This window comes from Dechloromonas hankyongensis (assembly GCF_022012295.1).
Lineage (GTDB): Bacteria > Pseudomonadota > Gammaproteobacteria > Burkholderiales > Rhodocyclaceae > Azonexus > Azonexus hankyongensis.
Map to the genome: position 1 here is coordinate 701,621 of NZ_JAKLTN010000001.1, position 19,483 is coordinate 721,103.

The 19,483-nt window shown below is 63.4% G+C and carries 10 protein-coding genes; 9 read left to right on the forward strand and 1 reads right to left on the reverse strand.

What is annotated here, in order from left to right:
- Window position 1: 1 nt before the first annotated feature.
- The 9 genes from gltB to fusA all read left to right on the forward strand — a co-directional run bounded on the left by gltB (window position 2) and on the right by fusA (window position 15,750).
- The gene (gene gltB / locus LZ012_RS03410; RefSeq protein WP_275707554.1) at window positions 2–4,639 is read left to right on the forward strand and encodes a glutamate synthase large subunit; all 4,638 of its coding nucleotides are present in this window, start codon (window positions 2–4) and stop codon (window positions 4,637–4,639) included.
- Window positions 4,639–6,108: a glutamate synthase subunit beta gene (locus LZ012_RS03415; RefSeq protein ID WP_275707556.1), complete on the forward strand. Its 1,470-nt coding sequence runs from the start codon at window positions 4,639–4,641 to the stop codon at window positions 6,106–6,108. The genes gltB and LZ012_RS03415 overlap by 1 nt, the downstream gene beginning before the upstream one ends.
- Window positions 6,109–6,366: 258 nt before the next feature.
- Window positions 6,367–8,289: a PrkA family serine protein kinase gene (locus tag LZ012_RS03420; protein WP_275707558.1), complete on the forward strand. Its 1,923-nt coding sequence runs from the start codon at window positions 6,367–6,369 to the stop codon at window positions 8,287–8,289.
- Between the two features lie 62 nt (window positions 8,290–8,351).
- Window positions 8,352–9,623 carry a YeaH/YhbH family protein gene (locus LZ012_RS03425; RefSeq protein WP_275707560.1) on the forward strand — a complete coding sequence of 424 codons (1,272 nt, stop codon included), beginning with the start codon at window positions 8,352–8,354 and terminating at the stop codon, window positions 9,621–9,623.
- Window positions 9,620–11,146, forward strand: a complete 1,527-nt coding sequence (locus LZ012_RS03430; protein ID WP_275707562.1) for a SpoVR family protein — start codon at window positions 9,620–9,622, stop codon at window positions 11,144–11,146. The genes LZ012_RS03425 and LZ012_RS03430 overlap by 4 nt, the downstream gene beginning before the upstream one ends.
- 68 nt (window positions 11,147–11,214) lie before the next feature.
- Window positions 11,215–11,952, forward strand: coding sequence for a YEATS-associated helix-containing protein (locus LZ012_RS03435; RefSeq protein ID WP_275707565.1), 738 nt, complete (start codon window positions 11,215–11,217; stop codon window positions 11,950–11,952).
- Window positions 11,953–11,991: 39 nt separating this feature from the next.
- Window positions 11,992–13,350: a bifunctional UDP-N-acetylglucosamine diphosphorylase/glucosamine-1-phosphate N-acetyltransferase GlmU gene (glmU, locus tag LZ012_RS03440; RefSeq protein WP_275707567.1), complete on the forward strand. Its 1,359-nt coding sequence runs from the start codon at window positions 11,992–11,994 to the stop codon at window positions 13,348–13,350.
- Window positions 13,350–13,673 (forward strand): hypothetical protein, encoded by a 324-nt coding sequence (locus tag LZ012_RS03445; protein ID WP_275707570.1) that lies wholly within the window; start codon window positions 13,350–13,352, stop codon window positions 13,671–13,673. Before glmU ends, LZ012_RS03445 begins: the two co-directional genes overlap by 1 nt.
- Before the next feature lie 25 nt (window positions 13,674–13,698).
- Complete coding sequence (fusA, locus tag LZ012_RS03450) at window positions 13,699–15,750, forward strand: elongation factor G (RefSeq protein WP_275707572.1); 2,052 nt, start codon at window positions 13,699–13,701, stop codon at window positions 15,748–15,750.
- 78 nt (window positions 15,751–15,828) lie between these two features.
- Here the strand turns inward: fusA and LZ012_RS03455 are convergent, their stop codons facing one another.
- The gene (locus LZ012_RS03455; protein WP_275707574.1) at window positions 15,829–19,467 is read right to left on the reverse strand and encodes a Cache 3/Cache 2 fusion domain-containing protein; all 3,639 of its coding nucleotides are present in this window, start codon (window positions 19,465–19,467) and stop codon (window positions 15,829–15,831) included.
- Window positions 19,468–19,483 lie beyond the last annotated feature (16 nt).

The window sequence follows — 19,483 nt, forward strand, 5'->3', positions numbered from 1 at the left end:
GATGGAACCGGCAGTACCTGATCGGCAGGGTTTGTACGACCCCGCCAACGAGCACGACGCTTGCGGCGTAGGCTTTGTCGCCCATGTCAAAGGCCAGAAGAGCCACAATATCGTCGAGCAGGGTTTGTTGATCCTCAAAAATATCGACCACCGCGGCGCCGTCGGCGCCGACCCGCTGCAGGGTGACGGTGCCGGTATCCTGATCCAGATTCCGGATCAGTTCTATCGCGAGGAAATGGCCAAGCAGGGCGTCGAGCTGCCGCCCAATGGCGAGTACGGCGTCGGCATGGTTTTCCTGCCGCAGGAGGCTGCTTCGCGCCACGCCTGCATCGAGGAAATCGAGCGTTCCGTGCTGGCCGAAGGCCAGATCATCCTCGGCTGGCGCGATGTGCCGGTCAATGCCGACATGCCGATGTCGCCGACGGTCAAGGCCAAGGAGCCGGTGATCCGCCAGATTTTCGTCGGCCGCGGTCCGGACGTTTTCGTCACCGATGCCCTCGAGCGCAAGCTCTACATCATCCGCCGCCGCGCCGCCAACGCCATCAAGTCGTTGAAGCTGAAGCACGGCCAGGAATTCTACGTCCCGTCGTTCTCGGCCCGTACCGTGAACTACAAGGGTCTGCTGCTGGCCGATCAGGTTGGCGTGTATTACCTCGACCTGCAGGACAAGCGCACCGTCACCGCCCTGGCCCTGGTGCACCAGCGTTTCTCGACCAACACCTTCCCGACCTGGGATCTGGCCCACCCGTTCCGCTACATCGCCCACAACGGTGAAATCAACACCGTGCGCGGCAACGTGAACTGGTTCAAGGCCCGCGAACAGGCGATTTCCTCGCCCATCCTCGGCGACGACCTCAAGAAGGTCTGGCCGCTGCATTACCCCGGTCAGTCGGACTCTGCATCCTTCGACAACGCGCTCGAACTGCTCGTCATGGGCGGCGGCTACTCGCTGGCCCAGGCCGTCATGCTGATGATCCCGGAAGCCTGGGAAAAGCACACGACGATGGACGAGAACCGTCGCGCTTTCTACGAATACCATGCCGCCATGATGGAGCCGTGGGACGGCCCCGCCGCCGTGGCCTTCACCGACGGCCGCCAGATCGGCGCCACGCTGGACCGTAACGGCCTGCGTCCGGCACGCTATCTGGTTACCGATGACGACCTCGTGGTCATGGCTTCCGAATCCGGTGTGCTGCCGATTCCGGACAAGAAGATCGTCAAGAAGTGGCGTCTGCAGCCGGGCAAGATGTTCCTGATCGACATGGAACAGGGCCGCATCATCGACGACCAGGAATTGAAGAACTCCTTGGCCAACGCCAAGCCCTACCGCGAGTGGATCGAGAAGATCCGCATCAAGCTCGACGAAGTGCCGGCCGCCGACGAAAAGTGCGCCGCCTCGTCCGCCTCGCTGCTCGATCGCCAGCAGGCTTTCGGCTACACCCAGGAAGACGTCAAGGTCATCCTCGAGCCGATGGTCCAGAACGGCGAAGAAGCGACCGGTTCGATGGGTACCGACTCCGCATTGCCGGTCCTGTCGGCCAAGAACAAGACGCTGTACGCCTACTTCAAGCAGTTGTTCGCCCAAGTGACCAACCCGCCGATCGACCCGATCCGCGAAGAACTGGTCATGTCGCTGGTGTCCTTCATCGGTCCCAAGCCGAACCTGCTCAACACCAACGACATCAACCCGCCGATCCGTCTCGAAGTGTCGCAGCCGGTCCTGTCCTTTGCCGACATGGAAAAGCTGCGCAATATCGAGAAGTACACCTCCGGCAAGTTCCGCTCCTTCGAACTGGATATCTGCTATCCGGTCGCCTGGGGCAAGGACGGCATCGAAGCGCGTCTGGCTTCGCTGGCCGCCGATGCCGAAGATGCCGTGCGTTCCGGTGCCAACATCCTGATCGTCTCCGATCGCCAGGTCAGCGCCGAGCAGGTCGCCATTCCCGCCTTGCTGGCGACGTCGACCATCCACCAGCACCTGGTCAAGAAGGGCCTGCGTACCAGTGCCGGTCTCGTCGTGGAAACCGGTTCGGCTCGCGAAACGCATCACTTCGCGCTGCTCGGCGGTTTCGGTGCCGAAGCGGTACATCCGTACCTCGCGCTGGAAACCATCGATTCCCTGGCCAAGGGCGATGCCGAAAAGGCCGAGAAGTACGCCAAGAACTTCATCAAGGCCATCGGCAAGGGCTTGAACAAGGTCATGTCCAAGATGGGCATCTCGACCTACATGTCCTACACCGGCGCCCAGATTTTTGAAGCCATCGGCCTGCAGAAGGACTTCGTCGAGAAGTACTTCACCGGCACCCCGTCCAACATCGAGGGTATCGGTGTCTTCGAGGTGGCCGAGGAAGCCATTCGCCTGCACACCGAAGCCTTCTCGGCTGACCCGGTGCTCGCCAACATGCTCGATGCCGGCGGCGAATACGCCTATCGCGTCCGCGGCGAGGAACACGTCTGGACCCCGGACTCCATCGCCAAGCTGCAGCACTCGACCCGCTCCGGCAAGTACGAGACCTACAAGGAATACGCCAAGCTGATCAACGATCAGACCAAGCGTCACCTGACCCTGCGCGGCCTGTTCGAACTCAAGCCGCAAGGCGCGCCGATCCCGCTCGACGAAGTCGAACCGGCCAAGGAAATCGTTAAGCGTTTCGCCACCGGCGCCATGTCGCTCGGCTCGATCTCGACCGAGGCGCACACCACGCTGGCCATCGCCATGAACCGTATCGGCGGCAAGTCGAACACCGGTGAAGGCGGCGAAGACGCCAAGCGCTTCCAGCCGCTCAAGGCCGGCCAGAAGCTGTCGGAAGTGGTCGGTGCCTCGCGCATCGAACGCGACTACGTGTTCAAGGAAGGCGATTCGCTGCGTTCCGCCATCAAGCAGGTCGCTTCCGGCCGCTTCGGCGTGACCACCGAGTATCTGGTCAATGCCGACCAGATCCAGATCAAGATGGCGCAAGGCGCCAAGCCGGGTGAAGGCGGCCAGTTGCCGGGTCACAAGGTGTCCGAGTACATCGGCTTCCTGCGGCACTCCGTACCGGGCGTCGGCCTGATTTCGCCGCCGCCGCACCACGACATCTACTCCATCGAGGATCTGGCCCAACTCATTCATGACCTGAAGAACGCCAACTCCAAGGCGTCGATCTCGGTCAAGCTGGTGTCGGAAGTCGGTGTCGGCACGGTTGCCGCCGGTGTCGCCAAGGCCAAGGCCGATCACGTCGTGATCGCCGGCTTCGATGGCGGTACGGGCGCTTCGCCGCAGTCCTCCATCAAGCACGCCGGTACGCCGTGGGAACTCGGCTTGTCCGAAACCCAGCAGACCCTGGTCCTTAACCGCCTGCGTTCGCGTATCCGCGTTCAGGTCGATGGCCAGATGAAGACCGGTCGCGACGTCGTCATCGGTGCACTGCTCGGCGCCGACGAATTCGGCTTCGCCACGGCACCGCTGGTCGTCGAAGGCTGCATCATGATGCGCAAGTGCCACCTGAACACCTGCCCGGTTGGCGTCGCCACCCAGGATCCGGTGCTCCGTCAGCGCTTCTCCGGCCAGCCGGAACACGTCGTGAATTTCTTCTTCTTCGTCGCCGAAGAAGCCCGCGAAATCATGGCCCAGCTCGGCATCCGCAAGTTCGACGATTTGGTCGGTCGTGCTGACCTGCTCGACATGCGTGCCGGTATCGAGCATTGGAAGGCCAAGGGCCTGGATTTCACCAAGGTCTTCTATCAGCCGAACGTGCCGGCCGACGTGCCGCGCTACCACACCGAAGGCCAGGATCACGGCCTCGAGAAGGCGCTCGACCACAAGCTGATCGAACAGGCCAAGCCGGCCCTCGAAAAGGGCCAGAAGGTCCAGATCGAGACGACCATCATCAACGTCAACCGCACCTGCGGCACCATGCTGTCGGGCGAAGTGGCCAAGCGTTATGGCAATGCCGGCCTGCCGGACGACACCATCCACATCAAGCTGACCGGCACCGCCGGCCAGGCCTTCGGTGCCTTCCTGGCGCGTGGCGTGACGCTGGAACTGACCGGCGAAGGTAACGACTACGTCGGCAAGGGTCTGTCGGGCGGACGCATCATCATCAAGCCGAATGCCGATTTCCGCGGCGACACGCAACAGAACATCATCGTCGGCAACACCGTCATGTACGGCGCGACCGAAGGTGATGCCTTCTTCGCCGGCGTCGGCGGCGAGCGCTTCTGCGTTCGTAACTCCGGCGGTACCGCGGTGGTCGAAGGCGTGGGTGACCACGGTTGCGAATACATGACTGGCGGTACGGTCGTCGTTCTGGGCATGACAGGTCGCAACTTCGCGGCCGGCATGTCGGGCGGCATCGCCTATGTGCTGGACGAAGATGGCAGCTTCAAGAGCCGCTGCAATTTGGCCCAGGTCGCCCTGGAAAAGGTGCTGCCGGCCAACCGTCACGCCGCTGGCGAGCCGCTGCATCTTGGTCAGGCCGACGAAACCCAGCTCAAGGAGCTGGTGACCCGTCACGCCGAGTACACCGGCAGCAAGACCGCCAAGGCCATCCTGGCCAACTGGGATGCCTATCGCGAGAAGTTCGTCAAAGTCTATCCGCACGAATACAAGCGGGCGCTCACCGAGATGGCCGCTGCTGCACAGAAGGAGGCCGCATAATGGGGAAGCCGACTGGATTCATGGAGTTCGAACGCCTCGAAGAGGCCTACGAACCGGTCGAAAAGCGCCTGACGCACTACAAGGAGTTCGTCCAGACCCTGTCTGACGACGCTGCCAAGACCCAGGGCGCACGCTGCATGGACTGCGGCATTCCGTTCTGCAACAACGGCTGCCCGGTGAACAACATCATTCCGGACTGGAATGACCTGGTGTTCCGCGGCAACTGGAAGCAGGCCCTGGACGTGCTGCATTCGACCAACAACTTCCCGGACTTCACCGGCCGCATCTGCCCGGCCCCCTGCGAAGCCGCCTGTACGCTCGGCATCAACGCAGCGCCGGTGGGCATCAAGTCGATCGAGCATTTCATCATCGACAAGGGCTGGGAAATGGGCTGGGTCGCGCCACAGCCGGCCGCCGTCAAGACGGGCAAGAAGATTGCCGTCGTCGGCTCCGGGCCGGCCGGCATGGCCGCTGCCCAGCAGTTGGCGCGCGTCGGTCACGACGTGACCGTGTTCGAGAAGAGCAGCCGTATCGGCGGCCTGCTTGGCTTCGGCATCCCGGACTTCAAGCTGAACAAGTCGGTCATTGACCGCCGCGTTTCGCAGATGCAGGCCGAAGGCGTCACCTTCAAGACCAAGGTCATCGTCGGCGACAAGAACATCCCGGCCGGCATCAACAACGATGCCACCGAAACCGTCTCCGCCGACCAGCTGAAGAAGGATTTCGACGCCGTGATCCTCGCTGCCGGTTCGGAAGTGCCACGCGAACTGCCGGTGCCGGGCCGCGAATTCAAGGGCATCTACGCCGCCCTCGAATTCCTGATTCCGCAGAACAAGGAAGTCCAGCAGGGCACCAAGAACCCGATCAACGTCAAGGGCAAGCACGTCATCGTGATCGGCGGCGGCGATACCGGTTCCGACTGCGTCGGCACCAGCTACCGCCACGGCGCCGCGTCGGTGACCCAGTTCGAACTGATGCCGGCCCCGCCGGAGCAGGAAGACAAGCCGCTGGTCTGGCCGTATTGGCCGCTCAAGATGCGCACCTCGTCGTCGCACAAGGAAGGTGAAACCGTCCGCGAATTCGCGGTGGCTACCAAGTCCTTCGTCGATGACGGCAAGGGCAACGTCCAGGCACTGAAGGCCGTGCGCGTCGAGTGGCAGGGTGGCAAGATGGTCGAAGTCGCCGGTTCGGAATTTGAACTGCCGTGCGATGCCGCCTTCCTGGCCATGGGCTTCACCAATCCGGTCGGCAGCCTGCTCGAAGCCTTCGGCGTCGAGAAGGATGCACGCCAGAATGCCAAGGCGACGACCGACGGCGAAGGCTGCTACAAGACCAATGTCGAAGGCGTCTATGCCGCCGGCGACGTGCGTCGCGGCCAATCGCTGGTTGTCTGGGCGATCCGCGAAGGTCGCCAGGCCGCCCGCGAGGTCGATGCCGCATTGATGGGTTCGACCACCCTGCCGCGCTAAACGACCGACTGCCGCGCCACACCGAGGCCCTGCCGTGCGAAAGCCGGCAGGGCCTTTGTTTTCACCGTTGGTCGGAAAATCTGTCATTTTTCGAACTCGACCGGCTGCCGCCAGTCGAATAGACAAACAAAAAAACAGGGCTCAGGTGTATCGTTCCTGTTGCTTGGCAGCCAACGTTTTCCGGCCGCAGACGTTATTCGAACAGGAAGATAGAAACCACCGACAGCCGTACCGACCACCCACTCAGCGGAGGTAGCCATGACGATCTTCACGCGTTACCAGAGTCGCTATGAAGCGGCCCAGGAAGAGGAACTATCGATCCAGGAATATCTGGATTTGTGCCGCAGCGATCCCAGTGCCTATGCCAGCGTTGCCGAGCGCATGCTGATGGCGATCGGCGAGCCGGAACTGGTCGATACCCGCCTCGATCCTCGCCTGTCGCGTATCTTTGCCAACAAAATGCTCAAGCTCTATCCCGCCTTCCGCGAGTTCTACGGCATGGAGGAGGTCATCGAGCACATCGTTTCCTACTTCCGCCATGCCGCGCAGGGACTGGAGGAAAAGAAGCAGATCCTCTACCTGCTTGGTCCGGTCGGTGGCGGCAAGTCCTCGCTGGCCGAACGGCTGAAGGCGCTGATCGAGAAGGTGCCCTTCTATGCGATCAAGGGGTCGCCGGTGCACGAATCGCCGCTCGCCCTGTTCAACATCGATGAAGACGGCCCCATCCTCGAGCAGGATTACGGCATCCCCCGGCGCTACCTGGGTGGCATCATGAGTCCGTGGGCGGTGAAGCGCCTGCAGGAATTTGGCGGCGACATCACCCGCTTCCGCGTCGTCCGCCTGTGCCCATCGGTGCTGTCGCAGATCGCCGTGGCCAAGACCGAGCCGGGCGACGAGAACAACCAGGACATTTCCTCGCTGGTCGGCAAGATCGACATCCGCAAGCTGGAAACCTATTCGCAGAACGATCCGGATGCCTACTCCTACTCCGGCGGCCTGTGCCTGGCCAACCGCGGCATCCTCGAATTCGTCGAAATGTTCAAGGCGCCGATCAAGGTCCTGCACCCCTTGCTGACGGCGACCCAGGAACAGAACTACAAGGGTACCGAAGGTTTCGGGGCCATTCCCTTCGACGGCCTGATCCTTGCCCACTCCAACGAGGCGGAATGGCAGGCCTTCAAGAACAACCGCAACAACGAGGCCTTCCTCGACCGCATCTACATCGTCAAGGTGCCGTACTCGCTGCGCGTAACCGACGAAATCCACATCTACGAGAAGCTGCTGGCCAATTCCTCGCTGGCGGCGGCGCCCTGCGCGCCGGACACGTTGCGCATGATGGCCCAGTTCTCGGTGCTGTCGCGCCTCAAGGAGCCGGAAAACTCCAGCCTGTTCAGCAAGATGCGCGTCTATGACGGCGAGAATCTCAAGGACACCGACCTGAAGGCCAAGAGCTATCAGGAGTACCGTGATTTCGCCGGGGTAGACGAGGGCATGACCGGGCTATCCACCCGCTTTGCCTTCAAGATCCTGTCCAAGGTCTTCAATTTCGATCACCGCGAAATTGCCGCCAACCCGGTGCACCTGATGTACGTGCTCGAACAGCAGGTCGAGCAGGAGCAGTTCCCGCCGGAAGTCGAGGAACGTTATCTGCGCTTCCTGAAGGAATACCTCAGTCCGCGCTACGCCGAATTCATCGGCAAGGAAATCCAGACCGCCTATCTGGAGAGCTATTCCGAATACGGCCAGAACATTTTCGACCGCTACGTCACCTACGCCGATTTCTGGATCCAGGATCAGGAGTTCCGCGATCCGAACACCGGCGAAATGCTCGATCGCGCGGCGCTCAACGACGAGCTGGAAAAGGTCGAGAAGCCGGCCGGTATCAGCAATCCGAAGGACTTCCGCAACGAGGTGGTCAATTTCGTCTTGCGCGCCCGGGCCAAGAACGACGGCAAGAACCCGGCGTGGACCAGTTACGAGAAGCTGCGGGCGGTCATCGAGAAGCGCATGTTCTCGAATACCGAAGATCTGTTGCCGGTCATTTCCTTCAACACCAAGGCCAGTGCCGACGAGCAGAAGAAGCATCAGGACTTCGTCGACCGCATGAGCGACAAGGGCTACACGGAAAAGCAGGTGCGGCTGCTTTGCGAGTGGTACCTGCGCGTCAGGAAAAATAGCTAGGGGTCGGGGCGCCCGGTTTCCGGGCGCCGCCAGCCTGCGGGTAGCGAACAACGGGAGGCGTCATGACCGTACGCATCGTCGATCGTCGGCAGGACAGCAGAAACAAGAGTTCGATCAATCGCAGCCGCTTCATACGCCGTTTCAAGGGGCAGATCCGCAAGGCGGTGGCCGACGCCATCGCCAAGCGCGGCATTCGCGACCTCGAGAGTGGCGAAAAGATCGGCATTCCGGGCAAGGACATCGGCGAACCGCATTTCCGGCAGGGGCGCGGTGGCCGGCGCGAGATCGTCCATCCCGGCAACGACCGCTTTTCCCAGGGCGACCAGATGGACCGGCCACAAGACGGAGGCGGCGGGCAAGGCAAGGGCAAGGCGAGCAACGAAGGCGAAGGGCTGGACGATTTCGTCTTCACCCTGACTCGTGACGAATTCCTCGATATCTTTTTCGAGGAACTGGCCCTGCCCAACCTGATCAAGCGCCAGTTGGCGCGGATCGACGAATACAAGCGGGTACGGGCCGGCTACACGCAGAGCGGGGTGCCGACCAACATCAACCTGGTGCGCAGCATGCGTAGTGCTGCCGGCCGGCGCATGGCGATTGGCGGGCCGTACCGCCGGCGTCTGCGCGAATTGCAGAACGAACTCGAATCGCTGCTTGACGAAGCCAGTCCCGACCCCGACGAAGTGGCCCGTCTGCGCCACGAAATCGCCGTCCTGCGCGCCAAGCAGGAAGCCATCCCGTTCATCGACCCGTTCGACCTGCGCTACTCCAACCGGGTACGCATCCCGCAGCCGTCGACGCAGGCCGTGATGTTCTGCCTGATGGACGTTTCCGGCTCGATGGACGAGGCCACCAAGCAGATGGCCAAGCGCTTCTTCATGCTGCTCTACCTGTTCCTCAACCGCAACTACGAGCACATCGAGGTGGTGTTCATTCGCCATCACACCATTGCCGAGGAGGTCGACGAGGACACCTTCTTCCACTCGCGCGAGACTGGCGGCACCATCGTCTCGTCGGCGCTCAAGCTGATGTACGAAATCATCCAGGCCCGATACTCGAGCAGCATGTGGAACATCTATGGCGCCCAGGCCTCGGACGGCGACAACTGGGATTCCGATTCGCCGGTCTGTCGCGAGTTTCTGTCCGAGTCCATCCTGCCCGTCGTCCAGTATTTTGCCTATGTGGAGATCACCGAAGCCGAGCCGCAGAACCTGTGGCGCGAATACGAGCAGCTCGCCACCGCCCATGCCGGGGTTTTCGCCCAGCAGCGCATCGCGGCGGCCAGCGACATCTACCCGGTATTCCGGGAACTGTTCAGGAAGAAACTGGCATGACCCGAAAACGCCCCCGCAAAATCGCCGAAGGTTCGGACTGGACCTTCGAGGAACTCGACCGAGCCGATGCCGAGATCGGCCGGGTCGCCCGCGCCTACGGCCTGGACTGCTACCGCCACCAGCTCGAAATCATCACGGCCGAGCAGATGATGGACGCCTACGCCGCCATCGGCATGCCGGTCTATTATCATCACTGGTCTTTCGGCAAGCACTTCCTGGAAACTGAGAACCGCTACAAGCGCGGCCATATGGGGCTGGCCTACGAGATCGTGATCAATTCCGACCCGTGCATTGCCTACCTGATGGAAGAGAACACCATGGCCATGCAGGCCCTGGTCATTGCCCATGCCGGCTACGGACACAACTCCTTCTTCAAGGGCAACCACCTGTTCAAGCAGTGGACCAGTGCCGATGCCATCATCGACTATCTGGTTTTCGCCCGCAATTACATCAGTGAGTGCGAGGAGCGCCATGGCGTCGATGCCGTGGAACAGCTGATCGACGCCTGCCACGCGATATCCAGCCTCGGCGTCGACCGTTACAAGCGTTCGCCGCCCTTGTCGCTGCAAAAGGAGAAGGAGCGCCAGCGGGAGCGCGAAGCCTATTTGCAGTCGCAGGTGAACGAGTTGTGGCGGACCCTGCCGCATCACAAGGAAGCCGAGCACAGTGGCGAAGAGCTGCGCTTTCCGGAGGAGCCGGAGGAAAACCTGCTCTATTTCATCGAGAAGCACGCGCCCTTGCTCGAGCCATGGCAGCGCGAAGTGATCCGCATCGTGCGCAAGATCGGCCAGTATTTCTATCCGCAGCGCCAGACGCAGGTCATGAACGAAGGGTGGGCCACGTACTGGCACCATACCCTGCTCAATACGCTGTACGACGAGGGGCGGCTGACCGACGGCTTCATGTTCGAGTTCCTGCAGTCGCACACCAATGTCGTGATGCAGCCGCCTTACAACAGCAACTGGTATTCCGGCATCAACCCCTACGCCCTCGGCTTCACCATGTGGCAGGACCTGCGCCGCATCTGCGAAGCGCCGGACGACGAGGATCGCGCCTGGTTCCCGGAAATCGCCGGCTCCGACTGGCGGGAAACCTTCGACTTCGCGATGCGCAATTTCAAGGACGAGAGTTTCATCGCCCAGTACCTGTCGCCCCGCCTGATGCGCGAATTCCGCTTCTTCGCCGTGCTCGACGACGACGAGCGCGAAAAGCTGGAAGTCAGCGCCATTCACGACGATCCGGGCTACCGCGCCTTGCGTCTCAAGCTGTCGGAGCAATACAACCTGGGCACGCACGATCCCGACATCCAGGTGTGGAATGTCGACCTGCGCGGCGACCGCTCGCTGACCCTGCGCCATTTCATGCATCGCCGGCGCGACCTGGCGCCAGATTACGAGCGTGTCCTCGAGCATCTGGCCTATCTGTGGGGCTTTGCCGTACGTCTCGAACAGCAGAACGAGAAGGGCGAGGTAAGCCTGCTCGCCGAACGCATGCACGACCGCCGGCGCGGCATCGCCGCCTAGCCTTCTCCGTCGCCTTTCCCTGCTTGCCGCAATCATGTGAAAATGGCGAACAATTAAAGGGGGGACATATGTCGGCTGAACTGCAACCTGCCCTGCAGGTAACGGCTCCGAACGGAGCGCTCGACGGGCACATGCTGCTCGTCCTAGGCATCATGATCATCATGGGCATGCTGGGCGGAGTGGCCAACCACTTCCTGGCCGACCGCCAGGGCGAGACGGCCCGCCATGAATGGATCAAGTACCCGGTATTCGGCGTGGTCGCCGCGCTGACCGTGCCGATGTTCCTCAACATGATTTCCAGCACCCTGCTCGAAGGGGCGCGCACCAAGCCCATCGACTATTACGTCTTCGCCGGTTTCTGCCTGCTCTACGTCGTCGCCTCGCGCCGCCTGTTCGAGAACATGGTCCAGCGCCTGATGGGGCAGATCGACCAGGTGCGGCGTGATGTCGGCCATCTCAAGCAGCAAAAGCGCGACGAGCCGGTCATGCCGGCGCCGGCCAAGGCCGAAGTCGAGGCGCCGAAGGCCAGCGAACCCGACCCGCGCGAAGTGCTGTCCTACAACGATGTCGAAATCCTGCGCGCCCTGTCCGAAGAGAGTTTCGTTTATGGCAATCTGGCCGCCATCTGCGACAGCACCGGCCTAGCGCGCGAACTGGTCAGCCAGCGCCTGACCGTGATGAAGACACTGGGCGTCATCGAAACCCGGATCAACGAGAAGAATGTCCTGCACTGGATCGTGTCGGCACGCGGCAAGGCCGTGCTGGCCGAGATCATCGGTGGTCAGGAACAGAAAAAGATCGCATGAAACCGCTGACCCCGGTCGGCCCTTAACCTGAAACGAAACATGAACATCGTCATCCTCGCTGCCGGCCAAGGCAAGCGCATGCATTCCAACCTGCCCAAGGTGCTGCACCCGATCGCCGGCAAGCCGCTGGCCCAGCATGTCATCGATACCGCCCGCCAGCTGGCGCCGGAAAAACTGATCGTCGTCTATGGCCACGGCGGCGACGTCGTCCGCGCCACGCTGGCTGCCGACGACCTGGCCTGGGCCGAGCAGGCGCAGCAGCTGGGCACCGGCCATGCCGTCGCCCAGGCCATTCCGGAACTGGACAGCGCCGCGCAGACCCTGGTTCTCTACGGCGATGTGCCGCTGACCACCGTGGCGACCCTCAAGCGCCTGCTGCAGGCCGGCAAGGACGGGCTGTCGGTGCTCACCGTCGATCTCGCCAACCCGACCGGCTACGGCCGCATCGTGCGCGATGCGGCGGGCCGCATGGTCAGCATCGTCGAGGAAAAGGATGCCACGGCCGAGCAGAAGGCGATCCGCGAGGTCAATACCGGCATCATGGCCATCCCGACAGCGCGCCTGGCCGACTGGCTGGGTCGTCTGAAGAACGACAATGCCCAGGGTGAGTACTACCTGACCGACATCGTCGCGCTGGCCGTGGCCGAGGGCATGCCAGTGCGCACCGCCCAGCCGGAAGGCGAATGGGAAGTGCTCGGCGTAAACAGCAAGGTGCAGCTGGCCGAACTGGAGCGCCAGCACCAGCGCAATCTGGCTGACCAGCTGCTGGTCGCCGGCGTGCGCCTGGCCGATCCGGCGCGCATCGACATCCGCGGCCAGCTGACCCATGGTCGCGATGTCGCCATCGACGTCGGCTGCGTCTTCGAAGGCCTGGTCGAACTGGCCGATGCCGTCGAGGTCGGCCCGTACTGCGTGCTGAAGAACGTCAAGGTCGGCGCCGGCACGCGCATTGCGGCCTTCTGCCACTTCGAGGATGCGGTGATCGGCCCGGACGGCGTGCTCGGCCCCTATGCCCGCCTGCGCCCGGGGACCGAACTGGGTCGCGAAGTACATATCGGCAACTTCGTCGAGGTCAAGAAGAGCAAGATCGCCGCCCAGTCGAAGGCCAACCACCTGGCCTACATCGGCGACGCCGAGATTGGGGAACGGGTCAATGTCGGGGCCGGCACCATCACCTGCAACTACGACGGCGCCAACAAGCACCTGACGGTGATCGAGGACGACGTCTTCATCGGTTCCGACACCCAGCTGGTGGCACCGGTGCGCGTCGGCCGCGGGGCGACGCTGGGAGCCGGGACGACACTGACCAAGGATGCGCCGCCCGACGCGCTGACCGTGTCGCGCGCCCGCCAGATGACGCTGCCGGGCTGGTCGCGGCCGCAGAAGGTGAAGAAATAATGGACTGGGGCTTCATGGCCTTCGCGGTGGCCTCGACTCTGTCGCTGGCCGCCGGCGGCGTGCTGCTGCTCGCCGGCTATATCGGCACCGTTCCGGCCGCCTTCAGTTTCGGTTTGAAGACCGGCTTGCCGGTCCTGCTGCTGCCGGTGATCGGCCCGGTGTGGTTCGCGCTGAGCCGCGGTCCGGAATTCCGCCGTGCGGCGATCCAGCTAATTGCAGGTGTGGCCCTGGTGGCGGTGGCGACCGGCCTGATCCTCGGGCTGGGACCGCATTTCGCCGAAAAACTGGCGGCCGAGATGATAGAGGCTGCCAAAAACCGCTGATTTTCATTCGTACAGGGAGAGCAAGATGTCCAGATACACAAGCGAAACCCTCCGTTCCGTTGCCCTGGTCGGCCATGGCGCCGCCGGGAAGACCAGCCTGACCGAAGCCCTGCTCTTCGCTACCGGCGCCATCAATGCCAAGGGCAGCGTCGACAAGGGCAATACCGTGGGCGATTCCGACCCGCAGGAAAAGGAAGCCGGACACTCCCTGAACTCGGCAGTGGTCAATTTCGGCCACGAAGGTACCCATGTCCATCTGATCGATACCCCGGGCTATCCCGACTTTGCCGGGCAGGCCATCGCCGCGCTGGCCGGGGTCGATACCGCGCTGGTCGTCATCAACGCCCAGACCGGCGTCGAGCTGATGACCGAACGCATGATGCGCCATGCCGCCGAGCGCAAGCTGTGCCGGATGATCGTCATCAACAAGATCGACGTCGATAACCTCGACCTGCCCGGACTGGTCGCCGACATTCGCGAACGCTTCGGCAAGCAGTGCATGCTGCTCGACCTGCCGGCGCGCCACGCGGCCGAGGTCGTCGAAGTGCTCGAACACGATGCCGGCGATGCCGATTTCGAATCGGTGGCCGCCGCCCATCGTGCCCTGATCGACCAGATCGTCGAGGAAGACGAGGACCTGCTCGCCCAGTATCTCGAGGACGGTGCCGACCCGAGCGCGGCGGCGCTGCATGCGCCGTTCGAGAAGGCGCTGCGCGAAGGCCACCTGATCCCCATCCTGTTCACCTCGGCGAAGACCGGGGCCGGCATCCGGGAACTGCTGCATGTGCTGGCCTCGCTGGCGCCGAACCCGGCCGAAGGCAATTCGCCGCCGTTCTACAAGGGCGAGCCGGGCGGGGCAAGCGAAGCTTTCCACGCCGTGCCGGATGCTGGCAAGCATGTGTTGGCCCACGTCTTCAAGGTGGTGGCCGACCCCTACATGGGCAAGATCGGCATCTTCCGCGTCCATCAGGGCACGGTGAAGAAGGACATGCAATTGTTCGTCGGCGACGGCAAGCGGCCGATCAAGGTCGCCCACCTCTACCAGTTGCAGGGCAAGGATACGGTCGAAGTCGATGAACTGCTGCCGGGCGACATCGGTGCCATCGCCAAGGTCGAGGAAATCGAATTCGACAGCGTGCTGCACGATTCGCACGACGAGGACCACATCCACCTCGTCCCGCTCGAATTTCCCAAGCCGATGGCCGGCCTGGCTGTCGAGACCCGCAAGAAGGGCGACGAGCAACGCCTGTTCGACATCCTCGGCAAGCTGGCCATGGAAGACCCGACTTTCCAGGTCGAGCGCCACCCGACCAGCAATGAAACGGTTATCCGCGGCCTCGGCGAAATCCACCTGAAGTCCAAGCTGGCCAAGATGGCCGGCCAGTACAAGCTGGAAGTCGACACCAAGCCGCCGCGCATTCCCTACCGCGAGACGATCACCGCCCACGCCGAGGCGATGTATCGCCACAAGAAGCAGTCGGGCGGCGCCGGGCAGTTCGGCGAGGTGCATCTGCGGATCGAGCCCCGGGAGCGCGGTGAAGGCTTCGAGTTCGTCGATGCGGTCAAGGGCGGGGTCATTCCCGGCGTCTTCATGGCGGCGGTGGAAAAAGGCGTACGTCAGGGCCTGGAAGGCGGCGTGGTCGCCGGTTACGAAGTCGAGGACGTCAAGGTCACCGTCTTCGACGGCAAGACGCACGCCGTCGACGGCAAGGAGGTCGCCTTCACCATCGCCGGCCGCAAGGCGGTGATCGAGGCCATCCGCAACGCCCGGCCCATCGTGCTCGAGCCCATCGTCAATATCGAGATCACCGTACCCGAAGGGGCAATCGGCGACTTGACCGGCGACCTGTCCGGCCGGCGCGGCCACATCACTGGCACCGACGGGCGCGGTCACGGCATGGCGGCGATTTCCGGCGAAGTGCCGCTGGCCGAACTGAACGACTACCAGTCGCGCCTGAAGTCGCTGACCGGCGGGCAGGGCAGCTACACCATCGAATTCGCCCGCTATTCCGCCGTGCCGCCCAACGTCCAGCAGCAGATGGCGAGCAGGTTCCAGCTGCACGACGAAGACGAGTGAGCATCACGATCGGGTGCTAAAAAGGCCGGTTCATCCGGCCTTTTTCATTTTCAGCCCGACGCCGGACGGCCTCGGCGTTCAGGATGGCGGAAAGGCAGCCTGGATACCGGCCAGCACCTGTTCCAGCTCCGCCGCGACGGCGGCCAGCTTGACCTCCAGCTCGGCGCTGTCGCCCTTGATCGCCTGTTCGAGTTCGAGGGCGAGGGCGGCCAGTTGTTTGGCGCCTATGGTCCCGCCCGTACCTTTCAGGCTGTGCGCCAGGCGGCTGGCCGTTTCGCGGTCGCCGGCCAGCACGGCGTGGCGGATGCGCCCGGCTTCGCCGGCAAAACGTATGCCGAAGTCGCGCAGCACCTTCTCGTAGAGGGCGGTCTTGTTCATCATGCGGCGCAGGCCGTCGGCCCCGTCTATCCCGGGTAGCCCGGCAAAGGTCGGCGGGGCGGCTGGTTCCTGGGCCGCCGGCGTCGCTGGCCCGGCAGTCGGCGCGGTGTGGCGGCGTATCATGTCGACCAGGCGTTCGGGGTCGATCGGCTTGGTCAGGAAGTCGTTCATGCCGGCTTCGGAAGCGCGCTGGCGCTCGTTTTCCAGGGCATGGGCGGTCAGCGCAACGATGGGAATGTCGCACCGGAAGGAACCGGTCCGGATGCGCCGCGTCGCCTCCAGTCCGTCCATTTCCGGCATCTGGATGTCCATCAGGATGAGGTCGATTTCCATCCCCGAGCGCTCCAGTTCGCGCAGGGCGACCTCGCCGTTGTCGGCAAGCAAGACGGTGGCGCCCAGCGATTCGAGCAGGTCGCGGATGATCAGCTGGTTGGTCGGCACGTCCTCGGCGACCAGAATGCGCGCCCCGGCCAGCGGGGCGGCGGCGACCGGCGCCAGGGCGGGGCTGCCGGTGCTCGGCAGACCGCGCAGGCGGGCCAGCATTTCGCCGATGCCGGCCGCGGTGACCGGCTTTTCGGCGACCTCGTCGAAATCGCCGAGGGTGCCGCGCAGCCTGGCCGAATGCGGGTTGTCGGCGGTGATCATGACCAGGCGGGTCGTCCGGCCCAGCCGGGCGCGCAGGATTTCGGCCAGGGCCAGGCCGTCCATGCCGGGCATGTTGAGATCGACCATGATGCAATCGAAGGGCTGCGTATCGCGGTCCAGGCGAGCCAGCGCGGCGTTGCCCGAATCGTCGGTCTCGACCGTGCACCCGTGCTTTTGCAGCAGGCGCGCGAGGACCGTGCGGGCCAGCTTGTTGTCGTCGACCACCAGCACCCGATAGTCGGTGCTCGGCGGCGGCGCCGCCGGCGCGTCGTCGTCGATGCCGAGCCACACGTTGAAGATGAAGGTCGAGCCGATCTGCGGCGTGCTGTCGACGTGGATGGAGCCGCCCATCATTTCGATCAGCCGCTTGGTGATGACCAGGCCGAGCCCGGTACCGCCGAATTTGCGGGTGACCGACGTGTCGGCCTGGGTGAAGGGCTGGAACAGGCTGGCCCGCTGCTCGGGCGACATGCCGATTCCCGTATCCTGGATGCGGAAGGACAGGTTGGCGCGCTTGTCGTGCCGCTCGTTGCAGTCGGCGTACAGTGTGATGCTGCCGTTGGCGGTGAACTTGATGGCATTGCTGATCAGGTTGATCAGCACCTGCGACAGGCGCAAGGCGTCGCCGCGCAGGCCTTGCGGCACATTGGGCGAAACGACGTACTCGAGGACGAGCTTCTTTTCCTGGACGCGGGTGCGCAGCAGGCTCGACAGGTTGTCGAGGACATCGTCGAGATGGAAGCCGGCGTCTTCGAGTTGCATGCCGCCGGCGTCAATCTTCGAGAAGTCAAGCACGTCGTTGACGATGGCCAGCAGCAGCTTGCCGGCGCCTTCGATGCGCCGCACGTATTCCATTTCGCGCGGGCTGAGCGGGCTTTGCAGCAGCAGGTAGGAAAGGCCGATCACGCCGTTCAGCGGCGTCCGGATCTCGTGGCTCATGTTGGCCAGGAAGTCGGCCCGCGCCTGGGCCAGTGCTTCGGCCTCCTGCTGGGCCTGGGCGCGCATGCGGGCGAGGGCGCGTTCGCGGCCGTTGTCGAAGGCGAGCCGGTTGCGCAGGGTTTCCAGGCCCTGGACGACCTGGGCGATCTCGTCGCTGCCGCGGATATTGAGCGGTGTATTGAAACGGCCGGATGAAATGGCCTGGAAGGTCGGCAGGACCTGCGTATTGAGCGGCTCGAGCACCAGTTTGCGCAGGAGCAGGACGATGGTGAGGAAAATGACGCTGGCCATGATCAGGCCGCCGGCGACGACCAGCCATACGATGCGCTGGGCGAGGGCGGTGAATTCCTCGACCGTGGTGCCGCCGGCGACGATCCATCGCGGATTGTCGAGGACCTCGAAAATGACCATCTTCTTGCGCGCAACCTTGTCGCCGGCCTCCTCGTTTTTCCACAGGTAGCTGATCTCGCCACGCCGCTGTTTCAGCATTTCGTTGACCAGGTTCTCGCCGCTGCCCAACTGGAAGCGGCTGACGCTCTGCCCTTCCTTGTACGGATGGAGGATAAGGTCGCCGTAATGCTCGTCCGACGTGCCGTCGACGATGTAGTAGTAGCCGCTGTTACCGACCTGCATGGAACGGATCTGCGTCTTCAGCGGCTTGAGCTGTTCGCTGATGTCAATGCCGATGACGCTGGCGCCGATGACTTCGCCGTCGCGGTCGACGATGGGCGTGTAGCGGGTGACGTATTGCCGGCCGAAGACGCGCGCCGGGCCGGTGTAGGTCTCGCCCTTGACCAGCGGCAGATGGGCCGGATGCCCGGCCTCGAGATAGCTGCCGATGGGCGACTTGCCGTTTTCGTCGAGCGCTGTGCTCATGCGCCGTTCGAAGCCCTGCGGCGTGAGCAGGAAAATGGTGCCGACCCCGCGCAGGTCGCGCAGCACCCCGTCGATTTTCCGATTGGCGGGATTGCCGGTCTGTTCGAGCATGGCCTCGAAGCTGCGGCGGCTTACCTTGTCCCGGCCGCCCAGGGTTTCGTACACGCGATCGGACAGGATCTTGGCGTACTCGACCGTCTCGATATTGGCGCTCTCGATGCGGGACGATACGGCGGCGCGCAGCAGGCTGACGTCGTGGGTGAGTTGCTGGCGGGCGTTGTCGTCGAGGACGCGGGTGACGTGGCCGGCCAGGAAATAGCTGGCGATGCCGAGGATCAGGATGGCGGCGAGCAGCGACGCCGTGACCAGCTTGGTGCCCAGCGAGCGGCTCTCGAAAGCGCCATACAGCGCGGTCCACGGCCGGCGGCGGCGGACTTTGCCGTGCTGGACGAACAGATGGCTGGCCTGCGCCGGTTCGCGGAGCATGGCATAGGCGCTCTCCGCCGCGGTGATCTGTTCGCGGCTCGGCTTGCGCCGCATGGACAGGTAGCCGGAGCGCTTCTTGCCGCTGCGGAACGGCGAGACGTGGGCCTCCACCCAGTAGAAATCGCCGTTCTTGCAGCGGTTCTTGATCAGGCCTATCCACGGCCGGCCGGCCTTGATGTCGCGCCACAGGTCGGCGAATACCTCGGCCGGCATGTCCGGGTGACGCAGGATGTTCTGCGGCTGGCCGATCAGTTCATCTTCGGTAAAGCCGCTGATGTCGATGAAATCCTGATTGGCAAAGACGATCCGCCCCTGCTCGTCGGTACGCGAGATGATGATCTGCTCATCCCGAAGTTCGATCTCATGACCGGTTACCGCACCGTTGTCGCGCATTGAGAAACCGTTTCCC

Excerpts from the sequence above, each read along its gene's own strand:
- LZ012_RS03425 (WP_275707560.1), top strand. The coding sequence starts at position 8,352 with ATGACCGTACGCATCGTCGATCGTCGGCAGGACAGCAGAAACAAGAGT.
- gltB (WP_275707554.1), top strand. The coding sequence starts at position 2 with ATGGAACCGGCAGTACCTGATCGGCAGGGTTTGTACGACCCCGCCAAC.
- fusA (WP_275707572.1), top strand. The coding sequence starts at position 13,699 with ATGTCCAGATACACAAGCGAAACCCTCCGTTCCGTTGCCCTGGTCGGC.
- LZ012_RS03430 (WP_275707562.1), top strand. The coding sequence starts at position 9,620 with ATGACCCGAAAACGCCCCCGCAAAATCGCCGAAGGTTCGGACTGGACC.
- LZ012_RS03435 (WP_275707565.1), top strand. The coding sequence starts at position 11,215 with ATGTCGGCTGAACTGCAACCTGCCCTGCAGGTAACGGCTCCGAACGGA.
- glmU (WP_275707567.1), top strand. The coding sequence starts at position 11,992 with ATGAACATCGTCATCCTCGCTGCCGGCCAAGGCAAGCGCATGCATTCC.
- LZ012_RS03420 (WP_275707558.1), top strand. The coding sequence starts at position 6,367 with ATGACGATCTTCACGCGTTACCAGAGTCGCTATGAAGCGGCCCAGGAA.
- LZ012_RS03445 (WP_275707570.1), top strand. The coding sequence starts at position 13,350 with ATGGACTGGGGCTTCATGGCCTTCGCGGTGGCCTCGACTCTGTCGCTG.
- LZ012_RS03455 (WP_275707574.1), bottom strand. The coding sequence starts at position 19,467 with ATGCGCGACAACGGTGCGGTAACCGGTCATGAGATCGAACTTCGGGAT.
- LZ012_RS03415 (WP_275707556.1), top strand. The coding sequence starts at position 4,639 with ATGGGGAAGCCGACTGGATTCATGGAGTTCGAACGCCTCGAAGAGGCC.